Genomic DNA, 22152 nt, shown 5'->3' on the forward strand with positions numbered 1-22152 from the left:
GAAATGAAAGTCAGTGTTGCGAAGGCGCACTTGGTCAATCCAACCGACAAGCGATTCCTAGGTCGGGCAAAGCTTACGCACTTTAGTCAATCAACCTACAACTGAACTCACCTGCTTCAAGTAGCTTGAATATTACAGCAGTTCCCGATATTACGAAGTACAGATATTAATAATAAAACTCTTGTGGTGCGGGCATCTTGCCCGCACAAAGTGTACTTCACTCAAAGCTACTTGCTGTAAGTAAAGTTTCAGGTCGGATGCAGCGATTTGTTAGACATCATAAACTGTCAATAAACTCTTCGACTGTGACTTGCGCTTGTTTTAGAATTCCACTTAATGTACCAACCTTCAATTCCTGATGCACAGGGACGACACAACCAATTTCACCATCTTAGGTTTCTTTCTTCATCACAACATGACTGCCTGTTTGACGAACTTGCTCGAAGCCTAAGCGTTCAAGCGCTCGAATTGCCTCTTTACTTGAGATTAGTGGCAGCTTAGGCATAACTAACCTCAATACTGGTAACAAATCTCGGAGATGTTTCTGGTAAGGAAAATTCCTCTAGGTAAAGCCGTGTGGCTTCTTTCAAACCAGCGATCGCCTGCTCGATCGTTTCCCCTTGATCTACTGTGCCAACTTCTGGACATTCAGCAATGTAAACATCATCTTCTTTGTACAAAATAACTGTAAAGATGCGATTTTTCATCGTCTCTTATCCTTAACAGCTTGCTCTGAAAATTATAACATCACTGTTCCCTATCGCACTTTATCAATCCAACCTATGAGCGATTCCTAAGTCGCGCAACGCTTACGCACTGATATGATTTTGACTTTCTCTTGAGAAGTTACTCCGAGAAAATCGCTTTTGTGCCAGTAATAAATAAGGTGCGTTACATTTCATTAACGCACCCTAGAGGATCGGCGATTCCTGCGGAGCGCTTCGATATAATGGCTAAGTTGAGTGGCGGATAACATCGGGCGCATCACCACCAAGATGTCGCCCCCGTCCGCTCCAACGTGTTCTTATATCTTGCTTTCGTGATAAGCTCACAACTTCTCTACCGCTTTCAGCTTGTTGCTTTTGCAAATCAGCAAAGATAGCTTTCAAGTCATGATTGAATGATCGAGAATACTGTTCACGAATTTTGTGGATCTCTTCCACAATCTGATCATGAAACATAATCAACCTCCTAGAAGTTCATAGGGTGTACAAAGAATCGGCAATTCGTATCCAAAATCAATGCTGATCTCCGCCAATTTTCGCTGAATTTGAGCATTGGCAATGTGCTTGCAATTCCATGTCAGCAGATAATCCATTCCGTGAACAGTTGCAACTGCGATATGAACAGCATCAATATCAGCTTTTGCTGGAAGGTTGCTGCGGCCTAAAAATTGCTCTGCTAAATCCAGCACGGATTGGTTTAAGTTGAGTAATGATAGATTGCTAAAAATTTCTAGTCGTTGAGATGCAATTTTGGCATCTCCTTGGGTAGTTTCTTTCAAGACTGCTTGGGATGAGTACAGTTGAAAGTCACTGCGCCGTGTATTCCACCACTCCCTCGTTATCTCTATATTAGCCGCCACAATAATGTCTCTGCTTGGTCGAGCAGTAAGGTAGCCTAAGATACTGGTTTCAATATAGACAGTTTCACTCATACACGGTAGATTGTAAGCTACTTCATTTTAGCTTATATTTTAGGTGCGTTACATTTCATTAACGCACCCTACAGGATCGGTGATAGCGAAGCGCGACCTAGGAATCCCACTACATCCAAAATCATCCTATTATTCAGAAGTACCCCTCGAAAAGTAGATGCACAAAGTAAGGTATTGTTACAATAATTGTTTTTAGAAAAATCATGAGCGAAAAAATTAAAACTCGATTTTTAGAACTGGATGCTTTGCGAGGTATCGCAGCCTTTAGCGTTGTTTTATTTCACTATACTACGCACTATTCAAATCTATTCAAGCATTCGCAAGATTTATATTTTGACTTTGGATCTGGACGACATGGCGTGGAATTATTTTTTATTATTAGTGGTTTCGTGATTCTGATGTCACTAGAGAACACTAAAAGAGGTTTAGATTTTATCGTTGGACGTTTATCCCGTCTTTATCCTGTTTACTGGGCTGCTATTATTATGACTTTTTTAGTTGTTGCTTTTAGCAAACAACTTCCAACGAGAGAGGTGAATATTTTTCAAGCTTTATTCAATTTAACAATGCTCCAGGATTTTCTTAATATTCCGCAGGTAGATGGTGTTTACTGGACGTTAAGTATTGAACTTTCTTTCTATATATTGATGTTTACAGTTTACAAACTAGGTCAATTAAAGAATATCAGCTTAATCAGCCTTGTGTGGCTATCACTAACAACTTTCTATGCTTTTAAGACCTATATAGCTCGTTGGAGTTTACTCACAAAATTAACTTCTCATATTAACTTTTTTAATCATGATGATACTCCTCAATTAATGCTCGTAAATTTAGTAGGAAAAATACCGGAATTGGGAATAAACATACAATATATTTTTGCGAAGATATTTATCTTTAATTATGCTCATTTATTTATTTTAGGCATTACTTTATATTTAATTAAACGCAGTGGATTGTCTTTTTGGCGATGTATAATACTACTGGTTTGTGTACTCGTTCAAAGAATAGCTTATACCCAGGAAAGTTCGTGGAATACAACAATTTTTGTAGCTGCTTTTGTCGTAATTTTCTATTTAGCAATTCAAGGTTATCTAGGATTTATAAAACTCAAACCGCTGCTTTTTCTTGGTAATATATCTTATAGCCTCTATCTCATCCACCAAAATATAGGTTATGTAATCATTAAAACTCTGTACAGCTATAAAATAAATCCTAATATTAGCATCTTAGTAGCAATTGTATGTTCTCTAACTCTAGCGATACTAATTTCTAAATTTATTGAATATCCTGCTATGAATTTCATTAAGAACAAATATAAAAAGCTGATTCTACCGAAATTCTTAACGGGTAATGGGTAATGGGTAAACTTCTTACCTATCACTTAATTAGATGATTATAACTTAATACCCAAAACTTGAGTATATGCACCTCTAGCTTGAGTCACCCCAATTGTCCGCTGTGCTGATTCTATCATCGGCCGGCGCAAACTCACGACTATAAACTGTGCTTGTTCTGCTTGTTGTTTAATCATTCTCGCTAACCTTTCCACATTTGACCCATCTAAAAACATATCCACCTCATCAAAGGCGTAAAATGGGGAGGGACGATAACGCTGGAGGGAGAATATAAAACTCAACGCGGTTAAGGATTTTTCCCCCCCAGACATGGAAGCAAGACGTTGGACGGGTTTACCTTTGGGGTGCGCGACTAGGTTTAAGCTACTGTTAAAAGGATCTTCGGGATTATCTAGTTGCAAATAACCGTCCCCGTCTGATAAAATGGCGAAAATTGATTGAAAGTTTTCGTTGACCGCGTCGAAGGCTTCTTTAAATGCTTTTTGACGTAACGTGGTAAAGTTTTCAATTCTTAATAATAATTCTGTTCGTTCCCCTTCTAGGGTCTCTAATTTTTCGGTAAGTTCTTGGAGACGACCTTTGACTTTATCGTATTCTTCCAAGGCTAACATATTTACAGGTTCCATGGCCTGTAACCGTTTGCTTAAACTCCGTAATTCTTTTTGTAAGTCCTCTAAATTAACTTTACCAGGAATTTCTGGCAGGGGACTGGGTAATTCTGCACCTAAGTCTCGTAACTGGGTTTGTAGCGCTGTTAACTCTTCTCGGCGTTTTTCCTGGGTTTGTGCCAGTTTCTCTATTTCCCATTGTAATTGCTGTTGACGCAATAAGAGCGATCGCAATTCTGTTTCTGTCAGATCCCGATTTTTCTTCTCCTCTCCTAAATTTTCCGCCAATTTCTGCAAATTACTCTCATTGACAGCAATTAAATGATTTAATTCTTCAATTTGGTTATTGACTGTTGCTATTTGCTGTTTGCTGCTTGTTTCTTCCTGTTGATATTGAATAACTCGCGCTTGGGATTCTTCTATTTTTTCTTGTAACCGCTGTTGTTGATTTTCTAAGTTTTTTAACTGTTGTTGTCCATCCCTTAGTGCTGTTTCCCGTTGTTGCAATTCCTGCTCTTGCATTTTCATGGTACTTTGAATTTGTTGCCATTCTTTGGGAGTTTGGGAAGATTCTAAATCAGTTAATATCAGTCTCAATTGTTGTAATTGAGTTTCTTGTGCTGGTAATTCCCGATTTAAAACTTCTAAACGGGATTGTGCAGATGTGAATTTTTCCGTATTTTGGGAAAGTTGACCGCGAGTATTTTCTAATTGGCTTGTTAAATTCTTAATCTCTTTATTTAATTGTTCTAAATATAATTGTTGTTCTCTCTTTGCTTGACGTGCTTCCGTTAATTCTTGACTCAGGGCTTTCATGGAAGTTGCTAAAGTATTAATAGCTTCTCCACAACGTTCTAAAATCCGATCAATATCCATTAAGCGAGTTTTTAAATTTCCTACCTCTTCCCCTTCCCCAGTTTCACCTTTTTCAAACCGCAAGGAGGAGCGCTGGCTACTACTACCTCCCGTCATTGCTCCACTTGTTTCTAGTAATTCCCCTTGTAGGGTGACAATGCGATAGAGTCCGATATTTTTTCGTGCTTGAGCAAGACTAGCAAAAATCACCGTATTACCAAAAACATACGTAAAAACATCTAGATAACGGCGATCGCATTCTACCAAATTTACCGCATAATTAATAAAACCATCAGCTAAACGCAGAGTTGCGTCCTGAGTAAATTTAGGGACTTTAATCTTATTCAAAGGTAAAAAAGTCGCCCTTCCTGCCTTTTTTTGTTTTAAGAGTTCAATTCCCGCAGAGGCTACATTATCATCTTCCACAACAATATATCCCAACCGACCACCAGCAGCGGTTTCCAATGCTAATTGATACTTAGGTTCAACCTTCCCCAACTGCACCACCAAACCACACAAACCGGGCATTTCTGACTGTAAAATTACCTTACTAGCTTGTGTTCCTTGTATTTCTTGTTGAGCTTGAGTCTGTGCTTCTAATTTATCTAACTGACGTTGTTTCTCCCGTTGTTCTTGTAAAAGCCGCTTTTGAGTATCTTGTTGAATTTGTAACTCTTGTTCTGTGGCGGTGAGATTTTCCGCTAAATTCTGAATAGGTAAACTAGCAGCATTAAATTCCGTTTCGACTTGTGCAAATTCAACTTGTTTTTGAGTTAATTCTGGTTGTAAAGTGGCTATTAATTGAGATTGTTCAGAAATCAGCAGTTGTAATTGAGTATTGCGTTCTTGTAATTGAGCTTGTTCCGTGCGTTGAGGTTCAAGAATATGTAGTAAAGATTCTATATTCCGATTTAGTTCCGTTTGTTGTTGTACCCAAGCTTCCGAAGCACTAGCAACCTCCGCCGCAGCTTGACGAGAATTTTCTAAATTTATTACTGCATGATTTCTTTCTATTTGTAGAGACGCAGTATTTAACGTTTCCACATTATGTTTTTCTATTGCTTCCTCTAAAGAGAGTTGATATTGTTGAATTTCCTGATAAGTTTGATTTAAACGCCTTCCAGATTCTTGAATAAGAGCTTCTAACTCCTTGTGCTGACGTTGGAGTTGTTTGCGTTCCGCTTCTTGAGTAGCAAGATGAGATTGAACTGCTAAAAGTTCCTCCTCACCCAAAGCCTTAACCCGGAGATTGCGTTGTTCTAGTTCAGTATTTTTCTCGTCAATTTGGGTATTAATTATTGTTAACTGATTAGTAAAATCTCTGAAATTGCGATCGCCTTCTTCAACCTGTGAAACCAGCTTTTCCTGTTGTAATTGCAGAGAACGCCAAGATAGAACCGCTTCCCAAGATTGCTTTTCCAGAAATTCCGTCCGTAGCTGTTGATACTTCTGAGCCTTAGCCTGATCTTGATAAAGTCGCTCACATTGTACAGTCAATTCATTCTGAATAATACGACAACTATCTTCCCGATCCTTCACCTCATCCAAAGTTGACTTAGCTTGAACAATCTTACGATCATAAGTTGCCACCCCGGCCAACTCATCAATAATTTCTCGACGTTCGCGCCCATTCATCGAGATAATACTAGTAACATCACCCTGTAAAACCACATTATAACCTTCAGGATAAATCCGCAATCTCTCCAAATCCTCATGTAACTCAGTCAGAGTACAAGCTACACCATTAATATAATAATTAGACGTATAACCACCCTGTTGAGACACCCGCAACCGACGGGTAACACTCCAGTCAGAGGATTTTGGATTTTCTTCTGCTTCCCCTTCCTCCCCTTCCTCCCCTTCCTCCCCTCGCGTCTGTGCTTCTGTGCGAGAGACATCCGAAATATCAAAAGTTACAGTTACACTAGCTTCCAGTGCAGAACGTCCCTGATGTTTTTGAGCGTTATTAACTAAATCCGGTAAACGTTCCGCCCGCATACCCTTAGAACTAGCCAGGCCTAAACAAAACAGTAAAGCGTCAAGAATATTTGATTTTCCAGAACCATTAGGACCAGATATGACAGTACAACCTGGTAGCAGGGGTACAGAAGTCGTACCACCGAAGGATTTGAAATTGGTAAGTTCAACGCGCTTGACGTATACCATTATAGAACTAATTACTGTAAACTCGTTAAAACAGGGTATTGTAGGTAATCATAACATACTTTTGCTATTTTCGCCGTTCATCTTGAATAATCTTGGATCATCTTGGATAATTTTATGCAAATTCAAACACCAGATTGGGTTAAACACGCGGTTTTTTATCAAATATTTCCCGATAGATTTGCAAGAAGTCAGCGTTCCCGTTCCAGCTTTTTAAATAATAGTAATTTAGAAGCTTGGGATACTATACCGACAATTCAAGGTTATAAAGGAGGGGACTTATGGGGAGTTTTAGAATCATTAGATTATATCCAAGATTTAGGGGTTAATGCTATTTACTTTACGCCCATTTTTCAATCTGCGAGTAATCATCGTTATCATACCCATGATTATTATCAGGTTGATCCAATGTTGGGAGGAAATCAAGCTTTAAGAGAGTTGCTAGATGCCGCCCATGATCGTAATATGAAAGTTGTCCTTGATGGTGTTTTTAATCATTCTAGTCGCGGGTTTTTCTTTTTCCATGATGTTTTAGAAAATGGCTCTAATTCTCCTTGGGTAAATTGGTTTAAAATTGAAAATTGGCCGCTTGCTCCCTATGATGGTAATTTACCAGCTAATTATGTTTCTTGGGCTGGTATCCGTTCTTTACCAACCTTTAATCATGATCATCCAGACGTTAAAGAATATATCATGAAAATTGCTGAATATTGGTTAGAATTTGGTATTGATGGTTGGCGTTTAGATGTACCCTATGAGATTAAAACCCCCGGTTTTTGGCAGGAATTTCGTCAACGAGTTAAAGGTATTAATCCCCATGGTTATATTGTGGGTGAAGTCTGGTCAGATGCCCGTGAATGGCTCGATGGTACACAATTTGATGGGGTCCTTAATTATTTATTTAATCAGGCTGTCCTAGCCTTTGTAGTGGGCGATCGCATCGTTTTAGAAGAAGTTAAATATAACAGTTATTACCCCTATCCTGCCCTAGATGCGGCTGAATATGCTACTAAAATGCAAGCCCTTTTAGAACTTTATCCCTGGGAAATTCAACTAACCCAACTAAACTTACTTGGTAGTCATGATACATCTAGATTAATTACCATTGCTAATGGCGATCAAACCAGTGTAGAATTATGCAGCTTGCTATTATTTACCTTTCCTGGTGCGCCCAGTATTTACTATGGTGATGAAGTGGGTTTACCCGGAGGGAAAGATCCTGATTGTCGTCGTGTTTTTCCGCCAGAATCTAACTGGAATCAGAGAATTTTCAATACTCACAAACAATTAATTTCTCTCCGCAATAATTACCCAGCTTTGCGAATTGGTAACTATCAGATACTCTACGCAGCAGCAACAGTTTACATATTTGCACGAACCTTAGAAAATCAAGAATTAATTATTGCTGTAAATGTGGGAACTGAATCTATAACAGTGAATATAGATTGTAGTAACTTGCAAAATCAGCCCAATCAAGTTTTATTTGGGAATGGAGATATATCATGGAAATGCGATCATCTTTGTTTAACTATTCCCTCCCGTAGTGGCTTAATTTTACATTGATTCCATTTTCCATTGCAGATTCAAAATCTAAAATCCAAAATCTAAAATCCAAAATCTAAAATTGGATAATATTTTTAGGGAAATTGTAGGTAATCTAATAACCGGGGGAATGCTGCGCGGTACTAAGTTCTCGTCGTGAATATTTAGTTATGTACCATCTTTCCCCCAATTTAGATACAATCTATAAACTCAATACAACCCTAAGGTAACTAAAATGACAGTCACTACCACCCCTACCCTTAAACTCCCCGAACTCCTAGCACCCGCTGGTAACTGGGAATGCGCGAAAGCAGCCGTAGAAAATGGTGCAGATGCGATTTATTTTGGTTTAGAAAAATTTAACGCCAGAATGCGGGCTGAAAATTTCACAGCAGCAGATTTACCGGAATTAATGGAATTTCTGCACCTGCGGGGAGTCAAAGGCTATATCACTCTGAATACCCTGATTTTTCCCCAGGAACTAACAGAAGCACAGCAATACCTCAAAACTATCATTTCTGCTGGTGTGGATGCTGTCATCGTTCAGGACGTGGGTATTTGTCGGCTAATTCGTCATCTTTCCCCGGACTTTCCCATACACGCTTCAACACAGATGACTATAACTAGTGCAGCGGGGGTACAATTCGCTAAATCTTTGGGTTGTCAACTAGTAGTTTTAGCGCGGGAATGTTCAATTTTAGAAATTAATAAAATTCAAGCACAAATATTATCAAAAAATACTGCCTTACCCTTAGAGGTTTTCGTTCACGGTGCTTTGTGCGTCGCATATTCTGGACAATGTTTAACCAGCGAAGCATTAGGAGGACGTTCCGCAAATCGAGGAGAATGCGCTCAAGCTTGCAGAATGCCTTATGATTTAATTACTAATGGGGAAGTTGTGAATTTAGGTAATCGCAAATATTTATTAAGTCCTCAAGATTTAGCAGGTTTGGAAGTTTTACCAGAATTAGTCAAATCTGGAATTACTTCTTTAAAAATTGAAGGACGTTTAAAAGCACCAGAATATGTTGCTAATGTAACTCGCGTTTATCGTCAAGCCTTAAATCAAATTATCAAAACTCACATAGAGACATTTTCTCATAGAGAAAAAGACCAATATGATTTAGAAATGGCATTTTCTCGCGGACTATATACAGGTTGGTTTGAGGGAATTAATAATCAAGAATTAGTACATGGAAGATTTGGTAAAAAACGGGGTGTTTATTTAGGAGAAGTGACTCGGATTAGAAATGCAGAAATAACAGTCAAATTAGCAGCACCCGTTAAACCGGGAGATGGGATTGTTTTTGATTGTGGACACCCAGAAAGGAAAGAAGAAGGGGGAAGAATATATGCAGTTATTAAAAATGGTCAAGATACAATATTAACCTTTGGCAAAAATGATTTAAATTTCCATAGTATCCATATAGGTGATAAAGTTTGGAAAACCAACGACCCAGAATTAGATAAACAAATTCGTCAAAGTTATACCGGAGAAAATCCCCAATTTACCAGACCTATAAATATAGAAGTATATGGAGAAATTGGAGAAAAATTAATAGCCGTATGTCGTGATGAATTGAGTAATATTGTTCAGGTAGAATCAGCAATATTCATAGTCGAAGCACATACAAAACCTCTCTCTAAAGAAAGATTAAAAGAACAATTTGGACGCTTAGGAAATACACCTTTTCATTTAGATAATTTCATAGATCATCTCAACGGTAATATTATGTTACCCGTGAGTGAATTAAACCGAATGCGTCGGGAAATAGTCAGTAAATTAGAAGAATTGAGAAGTAAACCCAAACTTTGGCAATTAAATCATCACGCAAAATGGCAAGATTTAATTATTTCTAAGTCTACTATTTCTAAATCTACAGATGTCTCCGCGTCTCCTTCTTTGATTGTTTTAGTCAGAAATATCGCACAATTACAAGCAGTATTAACAGCAAATATCAAAACCATATATTGTGAATTTGAAGATCCACGCAACTATAAAGCAGCAGTAAAAATGGTGCGAGAATCTCAAGCAGAAATCAGCATTTTCGTTACACCACCTCGCATAACCAAACCCGGAGAAACCTGGATTTTAAAACAAGTTCACGCTTCTCAAGCTGATGGTTATTTAATCAGAAATTATGATCAATTAGAATACTTTACCACAGAAAGATGTATTGGTGATTTCTCTCTAAATATTGCTAATCCCTTAACCGCAGATTACTTTAAAAACCGCTTTAATTTAGAAAGATTAACAGCATCTTACGACCTAAATATTAACCAACTTCAACATTTAATTACCAATTATCCAGCGTCAAACTTTGAAGTCACAATACATCAACATATCCCCATGTTTCACATGGAACATTGCGTATTTTGTGCCTTTTTATCTACAGGAACAGATTACACCAATTGCGGTAGACCTTGCGAAACACAAGCAGTTACAATTAGGGACAGGGTAGGTAGTGAACACATTCTCAAAGCAGACGCAGGATGTAGAAATACAGTATATAATAGTACAGCACAAACCGGGGCAGAATATGTACAACGGTTGATAGAATTGGGTTTACAGCACTTCCGCATTGAATTTGTCAACGAAACACCAGAACAAGTACAAAAAACAATACAAAGTTATCAAAAATTACTGCAAGGAGAAATCATTGGTTCCCAACTCTGGAGAGAATTGAAGCTACAAAACCAATTAGGTGTAACTCGTGGTGCATTGGGGATAATGTAGCTAAACTGTGATAAGTAGTATTACAATGCTGATAAACCTTGTTTACTACTTTCTATGTCAAGTCTAATCCCTCAATGTCAGCAATTACAAGCACAAGTTGAATCTATTCTCCAACTTTTACACCAAGAAACAGCTTTACGTTCTCAAGACATTACACCAGTGCAAATTTCCTTAGATAAAGCCATTTCTCCCAAGTTTGAAATTGTCTTTGCTGGTGCTTTTAGTGCGGGTAAATCAATGTTGATTAATGCACTATTAGAGAGAGAATTATTATATAGTGCAGAAGGACACGCAACAGGCACAGAATGTAAAATTGAATATGCACCAGCAGATTCAGAAAGAGTTGTTTTAACCTTTTTGAGTGCAGCAGAAATTCAAGAACAAGCGGTGTTTTTATGTCAACAATTGGGATTTAATACCGTGGACAATATCAATAAACAAGATGTAATTGATTTATTACATCAAGATTGTACAGCAATTATTCAACAAGAAGGTGGAGAAAGTAAATCAGAACGTGCAAAACAAGCAAAAGCATTGATTTTACTATTAGCAGGATATGTTGCAAACAAAGAAAGAATTAACAGCTTTAATAATGCAACCTTTTCAATGGAACAATTTAATTTTACCAACCTCAAAGAAGCCGCAGGATATGCACGCAGAGGTAGTAATAGCGCGGTTTTAAAACGGATTGAATACTATTGTTATCATCCTCTTTTAGAAGATGGTAACGTCATTATTGACACACCAGGAATTGATGCACCAGTCGAAAAAGATGCAGTATTAACTTATAGAAAAATTCAAGATTCAGAAACCTCAGCAGTAGTTTGTGTTCTCAAACCTGCGTCAGCGGGAGACATGACCAAAGAAGAAACTGAACTGTTAGAAACAATGCGGGAAAATGCAGGGATAAGAGACAGAGTTTTTTATATCTTTAACCGCATTGATGAAACTTGGTACAATAATCAACTCAGACAAAGATTAGAAGATCTAATTAATAGTCAATTTCGAGATAGTAACAGAGTTTATAAAACCAGTGGTTTGTTAGGATTTTACGGAAGTCAACTGAAAAAAACAAGCACACAGGATAGATTTGGATTAGATTCGATTTTTGCAGAAAGTGTTAAAGGTTTAGACGGGAAAGAAGAAACACCACAATTTGTCAATGAATTTAATCGCTACTGCGTTGCTTCAGGTAAACTTTCTCCCAGTCAATTTAGAATTTCTCTCCATGGTTATGAAACTTCTAATAGCAACTATGTGAGAATTTTAAGCGAACAGGGAACACCATTAATTAACCAACTCATTCAAGATAGTGGAATTGAAGAATTTCGTACATCAATTACTCGCTATCTCACAGAAGAAAAACGTCCACAATTATTTAAAAACCTCGCAGATGATTTAGAAGATATTTGTATCAAACTCAAGAACCACTATCAAAGTGTGCAAATTGATTTAGATAGTCAACCGCGAGAAATCGAAAGTATGAAAGAATATGAGTTGCAAAAATTAAATCAGCAACTCCAACAAATTGGCAAAGAATTTAATCAACATATTCATGATCAAGTCAACAAAATTATTAACAATAATTGTCAAGAATTTGAAACAGATTTTCGACAATTACAATCACGCATGGTTCGTCGTCTAGATGAATTACTAAATACCTTTTCCGTTGCAGAAGCTTACCGACGTGCGACTTTAAGTCATCCTAGAAACGCAACTGCACCCTTATTAGCTATTTTAGTAGAGGCTTTTTATTACCTGTCAAATCAGTTGGAAGATATTTTAATAGCATCTTGTCAACAAGTAATTAGTAATCTATTCCAACAATTAATGGCAAAAATTAGACAATCAGAATATTACCGTCAATTATATCGTTTGTTAGGTAATGATGGAGGAATTGAATCACAGATAAAAGAAATAGAAAAACTGATTACTCAAACTTTAGTAAATAGTGCTAGTGTTGAATGCGATCGCTTTGTCAGAGAAAGCCCTAGATTTTATAATGAACGAACTTTTTCTATCTATCAATTTCGACAAGTGTTAGAACAAACTTCCCAAGCGTATGATGCAGAAAGTATAGTTGAGGCTGAACCTGCAATTAGACAATTATTAAAGTTAGATTTTGAACCGAAAGTTTCCCATACTATTCGTCAATCTTTCCGTCAAACTATCAACCAAACTATTAAAACTCAGTTATTACCAATGGGAGAAAAACAAGCAGATGAGATATTACAACAATATCCCCAAGCCCGGGCTTATTTAGAGAAAACATTGCAACAAGAAGCAGGGGAAAAAATTGCCAATAATCAACGTTTGTTAAGTCAGGTTGAGGGAAAAATTGCGGCATATAATACAGCAGTTGCGGGAATTAATGGCTGTTTACAAGCTATGCAGTTATATGAACATTTACTGCCGATAATTGGTGAAGAAGAAGTATAATGTTTTTGGTGAATGCGGGGTTTTTCTGTGTTCACCTAATTTTGATGTTTCGCACAGAGAACAAAGGGTAAGAAAGAAATGGAAGATAATTTTAAAATTATAGATTTTGAACAAAGTGATGTTGTGATTGATTTTGATGGTTATATTTTTAAAGCCAGTCAATTAGATATAGCTTTATCAAAAGTAATCTTAGATAACGGTAGTTTAAAGCACTTAAACCATGAACTAGAACGTATAAAGAGTCGTGTTCTACCATCTGTTAAAAACCCCGATGATTGGATAAATAATGGTGTAGATTGTCAGATTTTAAAACCTAGTAAAAATTGGCAAAAAGGAAAATTAAGAATGAAAGTTTGTCTAGAATTTTGTCCTGACGAACCAGAATCACCCCTTGATGAAGTACGACGTAGATACAACGAAGCTACATCATAAATAAATTAGTCCACGCAGGTGGACTTTGTTTGTGTAGACGCGATTTCTCATCGTCTCAATTGTCTAAATCAGGATTTTATAAAAGGTGAATTTATGTTACAATCAATAATTAATAATATACTTATTAATATAATTAGATAATTAGTGAAGGTGTTGAAAAATAAAAATATAAACACCAAACCACATCCTGTAAATCCTAGATATCTTGATTCAGACAATATAAATCTATGTCAAACAACATCAAAACCAGAATCGAAAAATTCAACAACGGACGCAACCCAGAATTATTAAAATTAAAATACAAGAAACTCGCTACTGATCCATTTTCTTTCTTTCGCGGAACTTGTCATTTATTTTATGAAGACCTTTCTCAAAATTCCGGGATGAATTTAGCACCTCTAACTTGGATTTGTGGAGACCTACATTTAGAAAATTTCGGTAGTTATAAAGGTGACAATCGTTTAGTTTATTTTGATATTAATGATTTTGATGAAGCCGTTATCGCACCTTGTACTTGGGAAATAGTGAGATTTATTACGAGTATTATTGTGGGTTCTCGTACTTTGGGAATAGATGAAAAAGAATCTCTAAATTTAAGTCAACTTTATCTCAAAACTTATTCACAAACTTTGTCCAAAGGAAAAGCTAAAACCGTAGAAAAAGAAACTGCTAAAGGTTTAGTTAAAGATTTATTGGAAAGTTTAAAAAAACGAAATCGTGCTGATTTCTTAAATAAACGTACTCAAGAAAAGAAAGGTAAACGGCGGTTAATTGTTGATAATAAGCGGATTATTCCAGCAACAGCAGCCGAACAAGAAAATGTTGAGAAATTAATTAAAAATTGGCATCATACTACAAATCAAAATGCCGATTTTTATCAAATTCTAGATATTCAAAAACGCATAGCTGGTACTGGTAGTTTAGGTTTAGAACGTTATATCATTTTGGTAGAAGGTAATGGTTCTCCCGATGAAAATTATTTACTAGATTTTAAAGAAACTCAATCCAGTTCTTTACAGCCTTATTTACCAGTTTCTCAGCCACAATGGGAAACTCCAGCTAAAAGAGTTGTCGCTATTCAACAACGTTTACAAGGAACTTCTCGAGCATTATTAGAAGCAATAAATGATAGTGATAAATCCTATCTTTTACGAGAATTACAACCAGAAGAAGATGCAGTAAATCTACAAGCTTGGGATAGAAAATTAGGGCGTTTGCAAAAATTAATTGAAACAATGGCTCAAGTAACAGCTTGGGACCAATTACGCAGTGGAGGGAGACAAGGTTCTGCAATTGCTGATGAATTAATTAATTTTGGTCAATCTTCCTGGCATAATTCTATTTTAGAATATGCAGTTTACTACTCTCAAAAAGTCAACCAAGATTTTCAAGAATTTCGTCAATCAATATAACCCACATTCCGCACCCATTCCCATACCTCCAGAAGTCAGAAACTACATTGTTCAAAGAGATAAATATCAATGTCAAAGCTGCTGCGGTGACATTTTGACACCTAGCCAAACCAGACCACCTTACCTCTTACCTCCGTGTTCTCTGTGCCTCTGTGGTTAGATAAATCTCTTTAAACCACTTAGTTATCCCCTCAGCTAAGGTACGCGCCATTTTCCGCTGTGCTTGGGGATTAACTATCTCCTCAAATTCATAGGGATTACTCATAAAACCCAACTCCAATAATACCGCAGGTGCAACACTGGGACGAGTCAAAGCTAAATTATTCCAAAATACACCATAGTGAGGTCTACGGAGATTGGTAACTACGTAATTTTGCAAAAATACCGCCATGCTGTGGGACTGGGGATGATACCAAAAAGTACCAAATCCTTTAGTATTTTCCGCATCACCATTATCCGGTAAAGAGTTATGATGGATGGAAAGAGCGATCGCTGGTTCTTCTGTATTAATAATTACCTGACGTTCTACCAAAGATAGATCTCGATCATCTTCTCTAGTCATTACCACCTTAGCGCCGCGCTTCACCAATTCATCCCGCAGCAATTTAGAAATTACCAAATTCACATCTTTTTCTAAATACCCATTTGGTCCACTAGCACCAGATTCTTTACCACCATGGCCTGGATCAAGTACAATCTTGATACCAGATAAAGGTCGGCGTTTGATCTGGGGAAAATGGGGGGGATGACGTAAAGTTAAAACTAGAGTTGTATTGTCATATCTCAGCTTATAACCCCACTGTTGGATATTTTTGAGGTTAAAGGTGTATTTCACCTGTTGAGGGCTTACCTGATGCCAATCTAGGCGAGAAATGAGGGGGTTATCATCTAGGCGAATTGTATCTGTTTGGGCAGTAGTATTGTAAAGGGTGAGAGTCAAGAAATTATTTCCCTGTTCTACACTCACAGGAACAGCAATTTCTAAAGGAAAAATCATCTCTGTGGCTGTATTTAGTTGCCGATAGCCCACACTGCGAATCACTGTCTGTGGTGCAACAGCACCTGCTATAATTTTAGTCTCTTTGCTATTAATCCAAGCGCCATAGTCTAAACGCAGCCATTCACCTTCTTTACCCGTTACCGTCGTCATAGTCCCCTTAGGTAAGGGAGTCAGTCGTGAATAATCTGTACCGGGTCCTGTGCGAGTAACGCCTAATTCTGATGTAATTTCTGCAACTGCTAACTGTGCTGGGGACAGAATTTCGATTTTTCCTAACCCAGTTTGAGTTATTCTTTGATCATTCAGTTGTAAATTAAATTCAGGTTTTCCTAAATCAGCAGCATTTGTGACTGTTGTACAACCTTGGTATTTGCTAAGACTAGAACGATTAGGCTGATTGAAACCTGTTAAAATACTCGAATTAGGAGGTAATTGTGCAAATGATGGTTGAGGTAAAAGGGCAATATTTTGATTTACTAGATTTTGATTTACCAGATTAACCCAGATAGTAGCTTGAGGCGGCGCAACTGCACTAAAACAAATTAATTCTCCTGGTAATCTGGCAATATCCACAGCAGGAGTCAAGGAGTTTTTGGCAAAGCCTAAACCTTGGGGTAACTCAGGTTGAGTAGATACCCTGTTAATTTTAAGCTCTCGTTCTTGATTTTGGTAACGGACTTTAAATATATTTTCTCCTAATTGCAAGGGAAAACTGGGGGAAAAATGCCCAGACTGGCTACGTTTAATCACTTTACCATTAATTAAAACTTGTCCTGCCGGTGGCGCAGTACCAATAAAAAATATTTTTTCTGTGCTGGTTTGGTAGTTTGTGGGGGGAAAAACTACTAAAAGTGATTCTCGCGCTAATGCAACCCAGGAGGTGAATAAAAAATTAAATAATACTAATCCTAATAATCCTAAAAGTTTTTTCATGGACAAATACAAGGGTTTTCAGAGTAGGAACTGTGGCAAAATGGGGAAGATGAAATAAAACGTCAATTCATCCCGCATACAAGCTTCTCAAATCGTCTACACAAATTCTCACTAGGGACGAAAATCTATTTTTACAAGTTACTAGCAATTGAAAATACTATGACTAAGTTTATCTTTGTGACTGGAGGCGTTGTTTCCAGTATTGGTAAAGGCATTGTAGCAGCAAGTCTGGGTCGTTTGCTCAAATCCCGGGATTATTCCGTTTCCATTCTCAAACTTGACCCCTATATTAACGTTGATCCAGGCACCATGAGTCCTTTTCAGCATGGGGAAGTTTTTGTTACCCAAGACGGTGCAGAAACGGATTTAGATTTGGGACATTATGAACGGTTTACGGATACATCTATGTCTCGCCTAAACAGTGTTACTACTGGCTTGATTTATCAGTCAGTTATTAATAAGGAACGCCGAGGAGACTATAATGGTGGCACTGTTCAAGTAATTCCCCACATTACCAATGAAATTAAAGACCGAATTGTCAGAGTTGCTAAAGAAACTAATCCTTCTGCGGTAATTACAGAAATTGGCGGTACGGTGGGTGATATTGAATCACTACCGTTTTTAGAAGCAATTCGTCAATTACGCAAGGAAGTCGGCCGGCGCAATGTTCTATATATGCACGTTACTCTATTGCCTTGGATTGCTTCAGCAGGGGAAATGAAAACCAAACCCACTCAGCACTCTGTTAAGGAATTGAGATCAATTGGCATTCAACCAGATATTCTAGTATGTCGCAGCGATCGCCCCATTCCTGTAGGTTTGAAACAAAAGTTATCAGAATTTTGCGACGTAGCTGTAGAATGCGTAATTCCTGCCCCAGACGCTCGTAGTATCTATGAAGTACCAGTAATTTTAGAACGGGAAGGACTAGCAGAACAAGTCCTTGATTTGTTGCAAATGGAACAACGTCAACCCAATTTACAAGAATGGGAAACTATGGTAGAACGAATGTATACTCCCAAATACAGCGTCGAAATCGCCATTGTTGGTAAGTATGTCCGGTTAAGTGATGCCTACCTTTCCGTAGTTGAATCCTTACGTCATGCGGCTATTGCTACCCACGGTGATTTGCGTCTGCGGTGGGTAAATTCCGAAGCCCTGGAAACTGAACCAGCAGAAAACTATTTATCCGGTGTAGATGGTATCATAGTTCCCGGCGGTTTTGGTAGTCGAGGCATAGATGGGAAAATTGCGGCCATTAAATACGCCCGCGACCGGCAAATTCCCTTTTTAGGGTTATGCTTAGGAATGCAGTGTTCTGTGATTGAATGGGCTAGAAATGTCGAAGGTCTATCTCATGCCAATAGTGCTGAATTTGATCCAAACACCAATGATCCGGTTATTAATCTTTTACCAGAACAACAAGACGTAGTAGATTTAGGCGGAACAATGCGCTTGGGACTTTATCCCTGTCGGATACTTCCCAACACTCTCGCTTTCCAACTTTATCAAGAAGAAGTTATTTATGAACGCCACCGTCACCGTTATGAGTTTAACAATGTTTACCGAAACCAGTTATTAGATTCTGGTTATTTGGTCAGCGGTACATCTCCCGATGGTAGACTAGTGGAAATAGTCGAATATTCCAAACACCCATTTTTTATCGCTTGTCAATTTCACCCTGAATTTCAATCTCGCCCCAACGCACCCCATCCTTTATTTAAAGGATTTATAACCGCTGCTATTTCTCAAACCCATTCTACTACGAATATACCAAAGCCAGTCAAAGTATCTTAATTTTCCATTATTAGCATTGTCAATGCTAATTTAGCAGCACCCACCATTCCCGCTGCATTTCCTAATTCTGCTGGAAGAATTTGTAACCCTGCGCGGGAAGTTGGTAAAACCCGTTTTTCGATTTCTGCTTGTAATGCAGGTAAGAAAAACTGAAAACTCGCGCTCACACCACCACCAATAATAATTGCCTGGGGTGTCAGCACATAGAGTAAACTTGTTAAACCTCTTCCTAAATCTCTACCATATTCTTGCCAGAAAGTCAAGGCTTTTTGGTCTCCAATTTTGGCAAGTGCGCCTAACTCCGCTGGTTCTTTGCCTGTACGGCGACGGATAGCAGCAATGGAAGTATATTGTTCTAAAGAACCTTGATTGCCACTATTGCACATTGGTCCATCAGGATTTAAGGTAATTAAACCTAATTCTGCTGCTGCTCCTTGATGTCCCACAAATAATTTACCATCGAGAATAATTGCCCCACCAACTCCAGTCCCCAAAGTCAGTAAAATCAAATTGGGGAAATTGCGGCCAGCACCTAACCAAGCTTCTCCTAAACCAGCACAATTAGCATCATTAGCCAAAATTGTCGGTTTACCAGTTTTAGCTTCTAACCAATCTGCCAAAGGTACATTATCCCATCCTACCAGATTAATAGCAACTTTGGCAACTCTTCCCGCAGCATCAGCAGGTCCAGGAGTACCTAAACCGATAGCGATAGTTTCCTGATTAGGGTCAATTTCCGCTATAGCATCTACTATAGCCGATAATACAGCTTCAGGTGTTGCAGGTTGGGGAGTATCTACAGATAAAGATTGCAAACAATTACCATTTGCTGTAAAACGTCCCAACTTAATCCCAGTTCCTCCTAAATCAATACCAATTACTTGTTTTGTCATTAGTCCGTTATCCGTTGTCCGTTATCAATTACCTATTCCCACTTCTATTGATTTTTGCTGATAACTTGTACCTTTGCAAATGGGTATGAAGTTTTATGTACCTGTTGCCAATCTGTAATTGGACTACCTTTTAAAATACCAGATAAAGCTAAAGAAAGCACTAATCCACCTGTAGCAGCCGCAATTAATGTAATATTATCGTTCACAATCATCTCTCAGGTTATTATTTGTCAATTGTTTTTAATTCATTGTCAATTGTTGCTTATCCATTGCCAATTGTTACTTATCCATTGTCAATTGTCAATTATTCTTTCTTTTGAGACGAGGATTAACAAATTCATTTAATCCCTCACCAAGTAATGATAATCCAACCACTAAAGAAGTCATCGCTAAACCAGGAAATAGAGTAGTCCACCAAATGCCTGTAGGTAATGCTTCTAAAGCCTGTTTTAAATCATATCCCCATTCTGGTACTTCTTCAGGTAATCCTAACCCTAAAAATCCTAACCCGCCTAAAACTAAGATAGCATCTGCCGCATTGAGAGTAAATAGAACAGGTACGCTTTGAATGACATTTAAAAACAGATATCTTGATAAGACAACCCAAGTAGAAGCGCCCATTGCTTGTGCCGCTTCAATGTATACTTCAGTTTTGACGCTGACTGTATGGTTACGAACGACCCGATAATATTGGGGGATATAGGCTATACTAATAGCGATCGCTGCATTTAAAATTCCTCTTCCCACCACAAAAGCCAATGTTACTGACAGTAATAACCCTGGTAAAGTATAAATACTATCCATGAGGAATAATAGAGCTTTATCTAATTTTCCCCCCAAATAACCACTTACCATCCCCAAAGGTACACCGATGATCATGCTCAAAGAAGTCGCTAAAGTCACAACTTGCAGCGCAGCTTGAACACCAAACACACTACGGGAAAAAACATCATAACCTAAACGACTTGTTCCAAACCAGTGTTGAGCGGAAGGTGCTTGATGAATAGGGTGAGAAAGAAATTCCTTAGGGTTTTGTAACCAGCCCCAACTTTGAAAAATAGGAGCAAAAAAGGCTAAGAAGATGAAAAAGAGAGTTATACCCAGACCAATCTGCATTAATCGCTGAGATAGGCTGGGATTCTTCGTAAATTTCCAGAAATTTGGTAATTGCTTTTTTGTAATCGTCATCTAAACACCAGCTTGAAAAATTTGATTAACAGTTAAACTCAACTCTGGACAACACCTGCTATATGTTTAGTTGATTATGGCATGACAGGGCGGTGGTTAGCCGGGATTTTTAGTTAAGCCTTTTCAGCTCTGCATGATCAAAAGTGGTACAGCGATTATAATCTGCTATATTAATGTCATGAGGTACACCTTTGGCGAGCAAGATGCCCGCACCACAAGATTTTTATTATTAAATTAATATCTATACCTTATCATATCGGAAACTGCTCTATTATATTTCCAATTCCCTGAAATATTAAACTATTATCTACAATTAATCGGGTTGCTATCTCTGGAAATTGTTGCTCAAGATGGTTTTTTAATAACTTACTATCACCACCAGTTATGATCATCTGACTATCAGGAAATAACCCCCACCAAGCCTCAATAAAATCTTTTATCCCACTTAATAAAGTGTAAATTACTCCACTTGCAATAGCCTCTGATGTATTCATCGCAAATCGTGGTGGTAAATTGGTCATTAAACTAGTTTCTAATAATGGTAATTGTCCCGTTTTTTGTCCTAAACTGCTCAATTGTAACCCCAAACCCGGTAAAATTGCTCCCCCAAGTAAACATTTATTACCGTCTACACCTGTAAAAGTCAATGCTGTACCGCCATCAATTACTAAGGTGGGAAATCCCCAAGTTATTCCTGCACCCCATACCGCTAAAGCGCGATCAATTCCTAATGTCGGGTACATTCTCTGTAATGGTACATCTGCTAGGGTAATCAAACGCAAATAGGGGTAAATTTGCCAAAGTGCGGTTTGCTGGGGAACAACAGAAGCAAAAATCACAGGTACAGGATAATCTGGGGAAATAGGAAGAATATCCCCAGGTAAAGAAATCACTCTCAACCAATTATCTAATGTTGGAAATTGCGCTAATTGTTGGATAATAAATGCAGATGGATGAAATGTATTCCCAGTTAAGTATAGGGTTTTATCTATGAATAATCCCCAATGAACACGGGAATTACCAATTATTAATGCTAAGGAAAGATGCTGTTGATTTTTTGCAGGAGAATGATTTGCCAATGTTTTAATTTTCTTAACTGAACTATAGGTTTTTTAATAATAATTAATAATAAACCTGTGCC

At 37.8% G+C, this 22152-nt stretch carries 17 protein-coding genes; 7 read left to right on the forward strand and 10 right to left on the reverse strand.

Translation table 11 applies throughout. The annotated features are described in order from the left end of the window. Positions 1-391 precede the first annotated feature (391 nt). The 4 genes from FFO06_RS22540 to FFO06_RS06135 all read right to left on the reverse strand — a co-directional run bounded on the left by FFO06_RS22540 (position 392) and on the right by FFO06_RS06135 (position 1657). On the reverse strand, positions 392-505 hold the full coding sequence (locus FFO06_RS22540; RefSeq protein ID WP_268904590.1) for a type II toxin-antitoxin system HicA family toxin: 114 nt from the start codon (positions 503-505) through the stop codon (positions 392-394). After that, on the reverse strand, positions 498-707 hold the full coding sequence (locus tag FFO06_RS06125) for a type II toxin-antitoxin system HicB family antitoxin (RefSeq protein WP_137907243.1): 210 nt from the start codon (positions 705-707) through the stop codon (positions 498-500). Before FFO06_RS06125 ends, FFO06_RS22540 begins: the two co-directional genes overlap by 8 nt. A 246-nt stretch (positions 708-953) precedes the next feature. Beyond that, positions 954-1181, reverse strand: coding sequence for a hypothetical protein (locus FFO06_RS06130; protein WP_137907244.1), 228 nt, complete (start codon positions 1179-1181; stop codon positions 954-956). A gap of 2 nt (positions 1182-1183) precedes the next feature. Continuing rightward, on the reverse strand, positions 1184-1657 hold the full coding sequence (locus tag FFO06_RS06135; protein ID WP_137907245.1) for a type II toxin-antitoxin system VapC family toxin: 474 nt from the start codon (positions 1655-1657) through the stop codon (positions 1184-1186). Positions 1658-1860: 203 nt separating this feature from the next. Between FFO06_RS06135 and FFO06_RS06140 the strand changes: the two genes are divergently transcribed. After that, a complete protein-coding gene (locus FFO06_RS06140) occupies positions 1861-3015 on the forward strand; it encodes an acyltransferase family protein (RefSeq protein ID WP_137907246.1) in 1155 nt (384 codons plus the stop codon). 35 nt (positions 3016-3050) lie between these two features. Here the strand turns inward: FFO06_RS06140 and smc are convergent, their stop codons facing one another. After that, positions 3051-6641: a chromosome segregation protein SMC gene (gene smc, locus FFO06_RS06145; RefSeq protein WP_137907247.1), complete on the reverse strand. Its 3591-nt coding sequence runs from the start codon at positions 6639-6641 to the stop codon at positions 3051-3053. A 114-nt stretch (positions 6642-6755) separates the two neighbouring features. Between smc and FFO06_RS06150 the strand changes: the two genes are divergently transcribed. The 5 genes from FFO06_RS06150 (at position 6756) to FFO06_RS06170 (ending at position 15200) form a co-directional block, all read left to right on the forward strand. Then, on the forward strand, positions 6756-8201 hold the full coding sequence (locus FFO06_RS06150; protein ID WP_137907248.1) for a glycoside hydrolase family 13 protein: 1446 nt from the start codon (positions 6756-6758) through the stop codon (positions 8199-8201). A gap of 214 nt (positions 8202-8415) precedes the next feature. After that, positions 8416-10917, forward strand: coding sequence for a U32 family peptidase (locus FFO06_RS06155; RefSeq protein WP_137907249.1), 2502 nt, complete (start codon positions 8416-8418; stop codon positions 10915-10917). 54 nt (positions 10918-10971) lie between these two features. Beyond that, on the forward strand, positions 10972-13356 hold the full coding sequence (locus FFO06_RS06160; RefSeq protein ID WP_137907250.1) for a dynamin family protein: 2385 nt from the start codon (positions 10972-10974) through the stop codon (positions 13354-13356). 78 nt (positions 13357-13434) lie between these two features. Further along, a complete protein-coding gene (locus FFO06_RS06165; RefSeq protein ID WP_137907251.1) occupies positions 13435-13788 on the forward strand; it encodes a KGK domain-containing protein in 354 nt (117 codons plus the stop codon). 227 nt (positions 13789-14015) lie between these two features. Next, positions 14016-15200, forward strand: a complete 1185-nt coding sequence (locus tag FFO06_RS06170; RefSeq protein WP_137907252.1) for a DUF2252 domain-containing protein — start codon at positions 14016-14018, stop codon at positions 15198-15200. A 127-nt stretch (positions 15201-15327) separates the two neighbouring features. On the opposite strand, the gene FFO06_RS06180 is transcribed toward FFO06_RS06170, so the two are convergent. Continuing rightward, the gene (locus FFO06_RS06180) at positions 15328-17133 is read right to left on the reverse strand and encodes an N-acetylmuramoyl-L-alanine amidase (RefSeq protein ID WP_137907254.1); all 1806 of its coding nucleotides are present in this window, start codon (positions 17131-17133) and stop codon (positions 15328-15330) included. A 159-nt stretch (positions 17134-17292) separates the two neighbouring features. On the opposite strand from FFO06_RS06180, the gene pyrG reads away from it, so the two are divergent. Further along, the gene (gene pyrG, locus FFO06_RS06185) at positions 17293-18930 is read left to right on the forward strand and encodes a CTP synthase (RefSeq protein ID WP_137907255.1); all 1638 of its coding nucleotides are present in this window, start codon (positions 17293-17295) and stop codon (positions 18928-18930) included. Here pyrG and FFO06_RS06190 read toward each other — a convergent pair. The 4 genes from FFO06_RS06190 to FFO06_RS06200 all read right to left on the reverse strand — a co-directional run bounded on the left by FFO06_RS06190 (position 18927) and on the right by FFO06_RS06200 (position 22090). Next, positions 18927-19823 carry an ROK family protein gene (locus FFO06_RS06190; RefSeq protein ID WP_137907256.1) on the reverse strand — a complete coding sequence of 299 codons (897 nt, stop codon included), beginning with the start codon at positions 19821-19823 and terminating at the stop codon, positions 18927-18929. The two genes, pyrG and FFO06_RS06190, sit on opposite strands and share 4 nt — an antisense overlap. 44 nt (positions 19824-19867) lie before the next feature. Next, positions 19868-20029, reverse strand: coding sequence for a hypothetical protein (locus tag FFO06_RS21465; protein WP_168358792.1), 162 nt, complete (start codon positions 20027-20029; stop codon positions 19868-19870). Between the two features lie 94 nt (positions 20030-20123). Continuing rightward, entirely contained in the window at positions 20124-21011 is an 888-nt protein-coding gene (locus tag FFO06_RS06195; protein ID WP_137907257.1) for an ABC transporter permease, read from the reverse strand. A 251-nt stretch (positions 21012-21262) separates the two neighbouring features. Next, on the reverse strand, positions 21263-22090 hold the full coding sequence (locus tag FFO06_RS06200; RefSeq protein WP_137907258.1) for a pantothenate kinase: 828 nt from the start codon (positions 22088-22090) through the stop codon (positions 21263-21265). Between the last annotated feature and the right edge of the window lie 62 nt (positions 22091-22152).

The organism is Dolichospermum planctonicum, from assembly GCF_005402965.1.
GTDB classification, from domain to species: Bacteria; Cyanobacteriota; Cyanobacteriia; order Cyanobacteriales; family Nostocaceae; genus Dolichospermum; species Dolichospermum planctonicum.

Excerpts from the sequence above, each read along its gene's own strand:
- FFO06_RS22540 (WP_268904590.1), bottom strand. The coding sequence starts at position 505 with ATGCCTAAGCTGCCACTAATCTCAAGTAAAGAGGCAATTCGAGCGCTT.
- FFO06_RS06125 (WP_137907243.1), bottom strand. The coding sequence starts at position 707 with ATGAAAAATCGCATCTTTACAGTTATTTTGTACAAAGAAGATGATGTT.
- FFO06_RS06130 (WP_137907244.1), bottom strand. The coding sequence starts at position 1,181 with ATGTTTCATGATCAGATTGTGGAAGAGATCCACAAAATTCGTGAACAG.
- FFO06_RS06135 (WP_137907245.1), bottom strand. The coding sequence starts at position 1,657 with ATGAGTGAAACTGTCTATATTGAAACCAGTATCTTAGGCTACCTTACT.
- FFO06_RS06140 (WP_137907246.1), top strand. The coding sequence starts at position 1,861 with ATGAGCGAAAAAATTAAAACTCGATTTTTAGAACTGGATGCTTTGCGA.
- smc (WP_137907247.1), bottom strand. The coding sequence starts at position 6,641 with ATGGTATACGTCAAGCGCGTTGAACTTACCAATTTCAAATCCTTCGGT.
- FFO06_RS06150 (WP_137907248.1), top strand. The coding sequence starts at position 6,756 with ATGCAAATTCAAACACCAGATTGGGTTAAACACGCGGTTTTTTATCAA.
- FFO06_RS06155 (WP_137907249.1), top strand. The coding sequence starts at position 8,416 with ATGACAGTCACTACCACCCCTACCCTTAAACTCCCCGAACTCCTAGCA.
- FFO06_RS06160 (WP_137907250.1), top strand. The coding sequence starts at position 10,972 with ATGTCAAGTCTAATCCCTCAATGTCAGCAATTACAAGCACAAGTTGAA.
- FFO06_RS06165 (WP_137907251.1), top strand. The coding sequence starts at position 13,435 with ATGGAAGATAATTTTAAAATTATAGATTTTGAACAAAGTGATGTTGTG.
- FFO06_RS06170 (WP_137907252.1), top strand. The coding sequence starts at position 14,016 with ATGTCAAACAACATCAAAACCAGAATCGAAAAATTCAACAACGGACGC.
- FFO06_RS06180 (WP_137907254.1), bottom strand. The coding sequence starts at position 17,133 with ATGAAAAAACTTTTAGGATTATTAGGATTAGTATTATTTAATTTTTTA.
- pyrG (WP_137907255.1), top strand. The coding sequence starts at position 17,293 with ATGACTAAGTTTATCTTTGTGACTGGAGGCGTTGTTTCCAGTATTGGT.
- FFO06_RS06190 (WP_137907256.1), bottom strand. The coding sequence starts at position 19,823 with ATGACAAAACAAGTAATTGGTATTGATTTAGGAGGAACTGGGATTAAG.
- FFO06_RS06195 (WP_137907257.1), bottom strand. The coding sequence starts at position 21,011 with ATGACGATTACAAAAAAGCAATTACCAAATTTCTGGAAATTTACGAAG.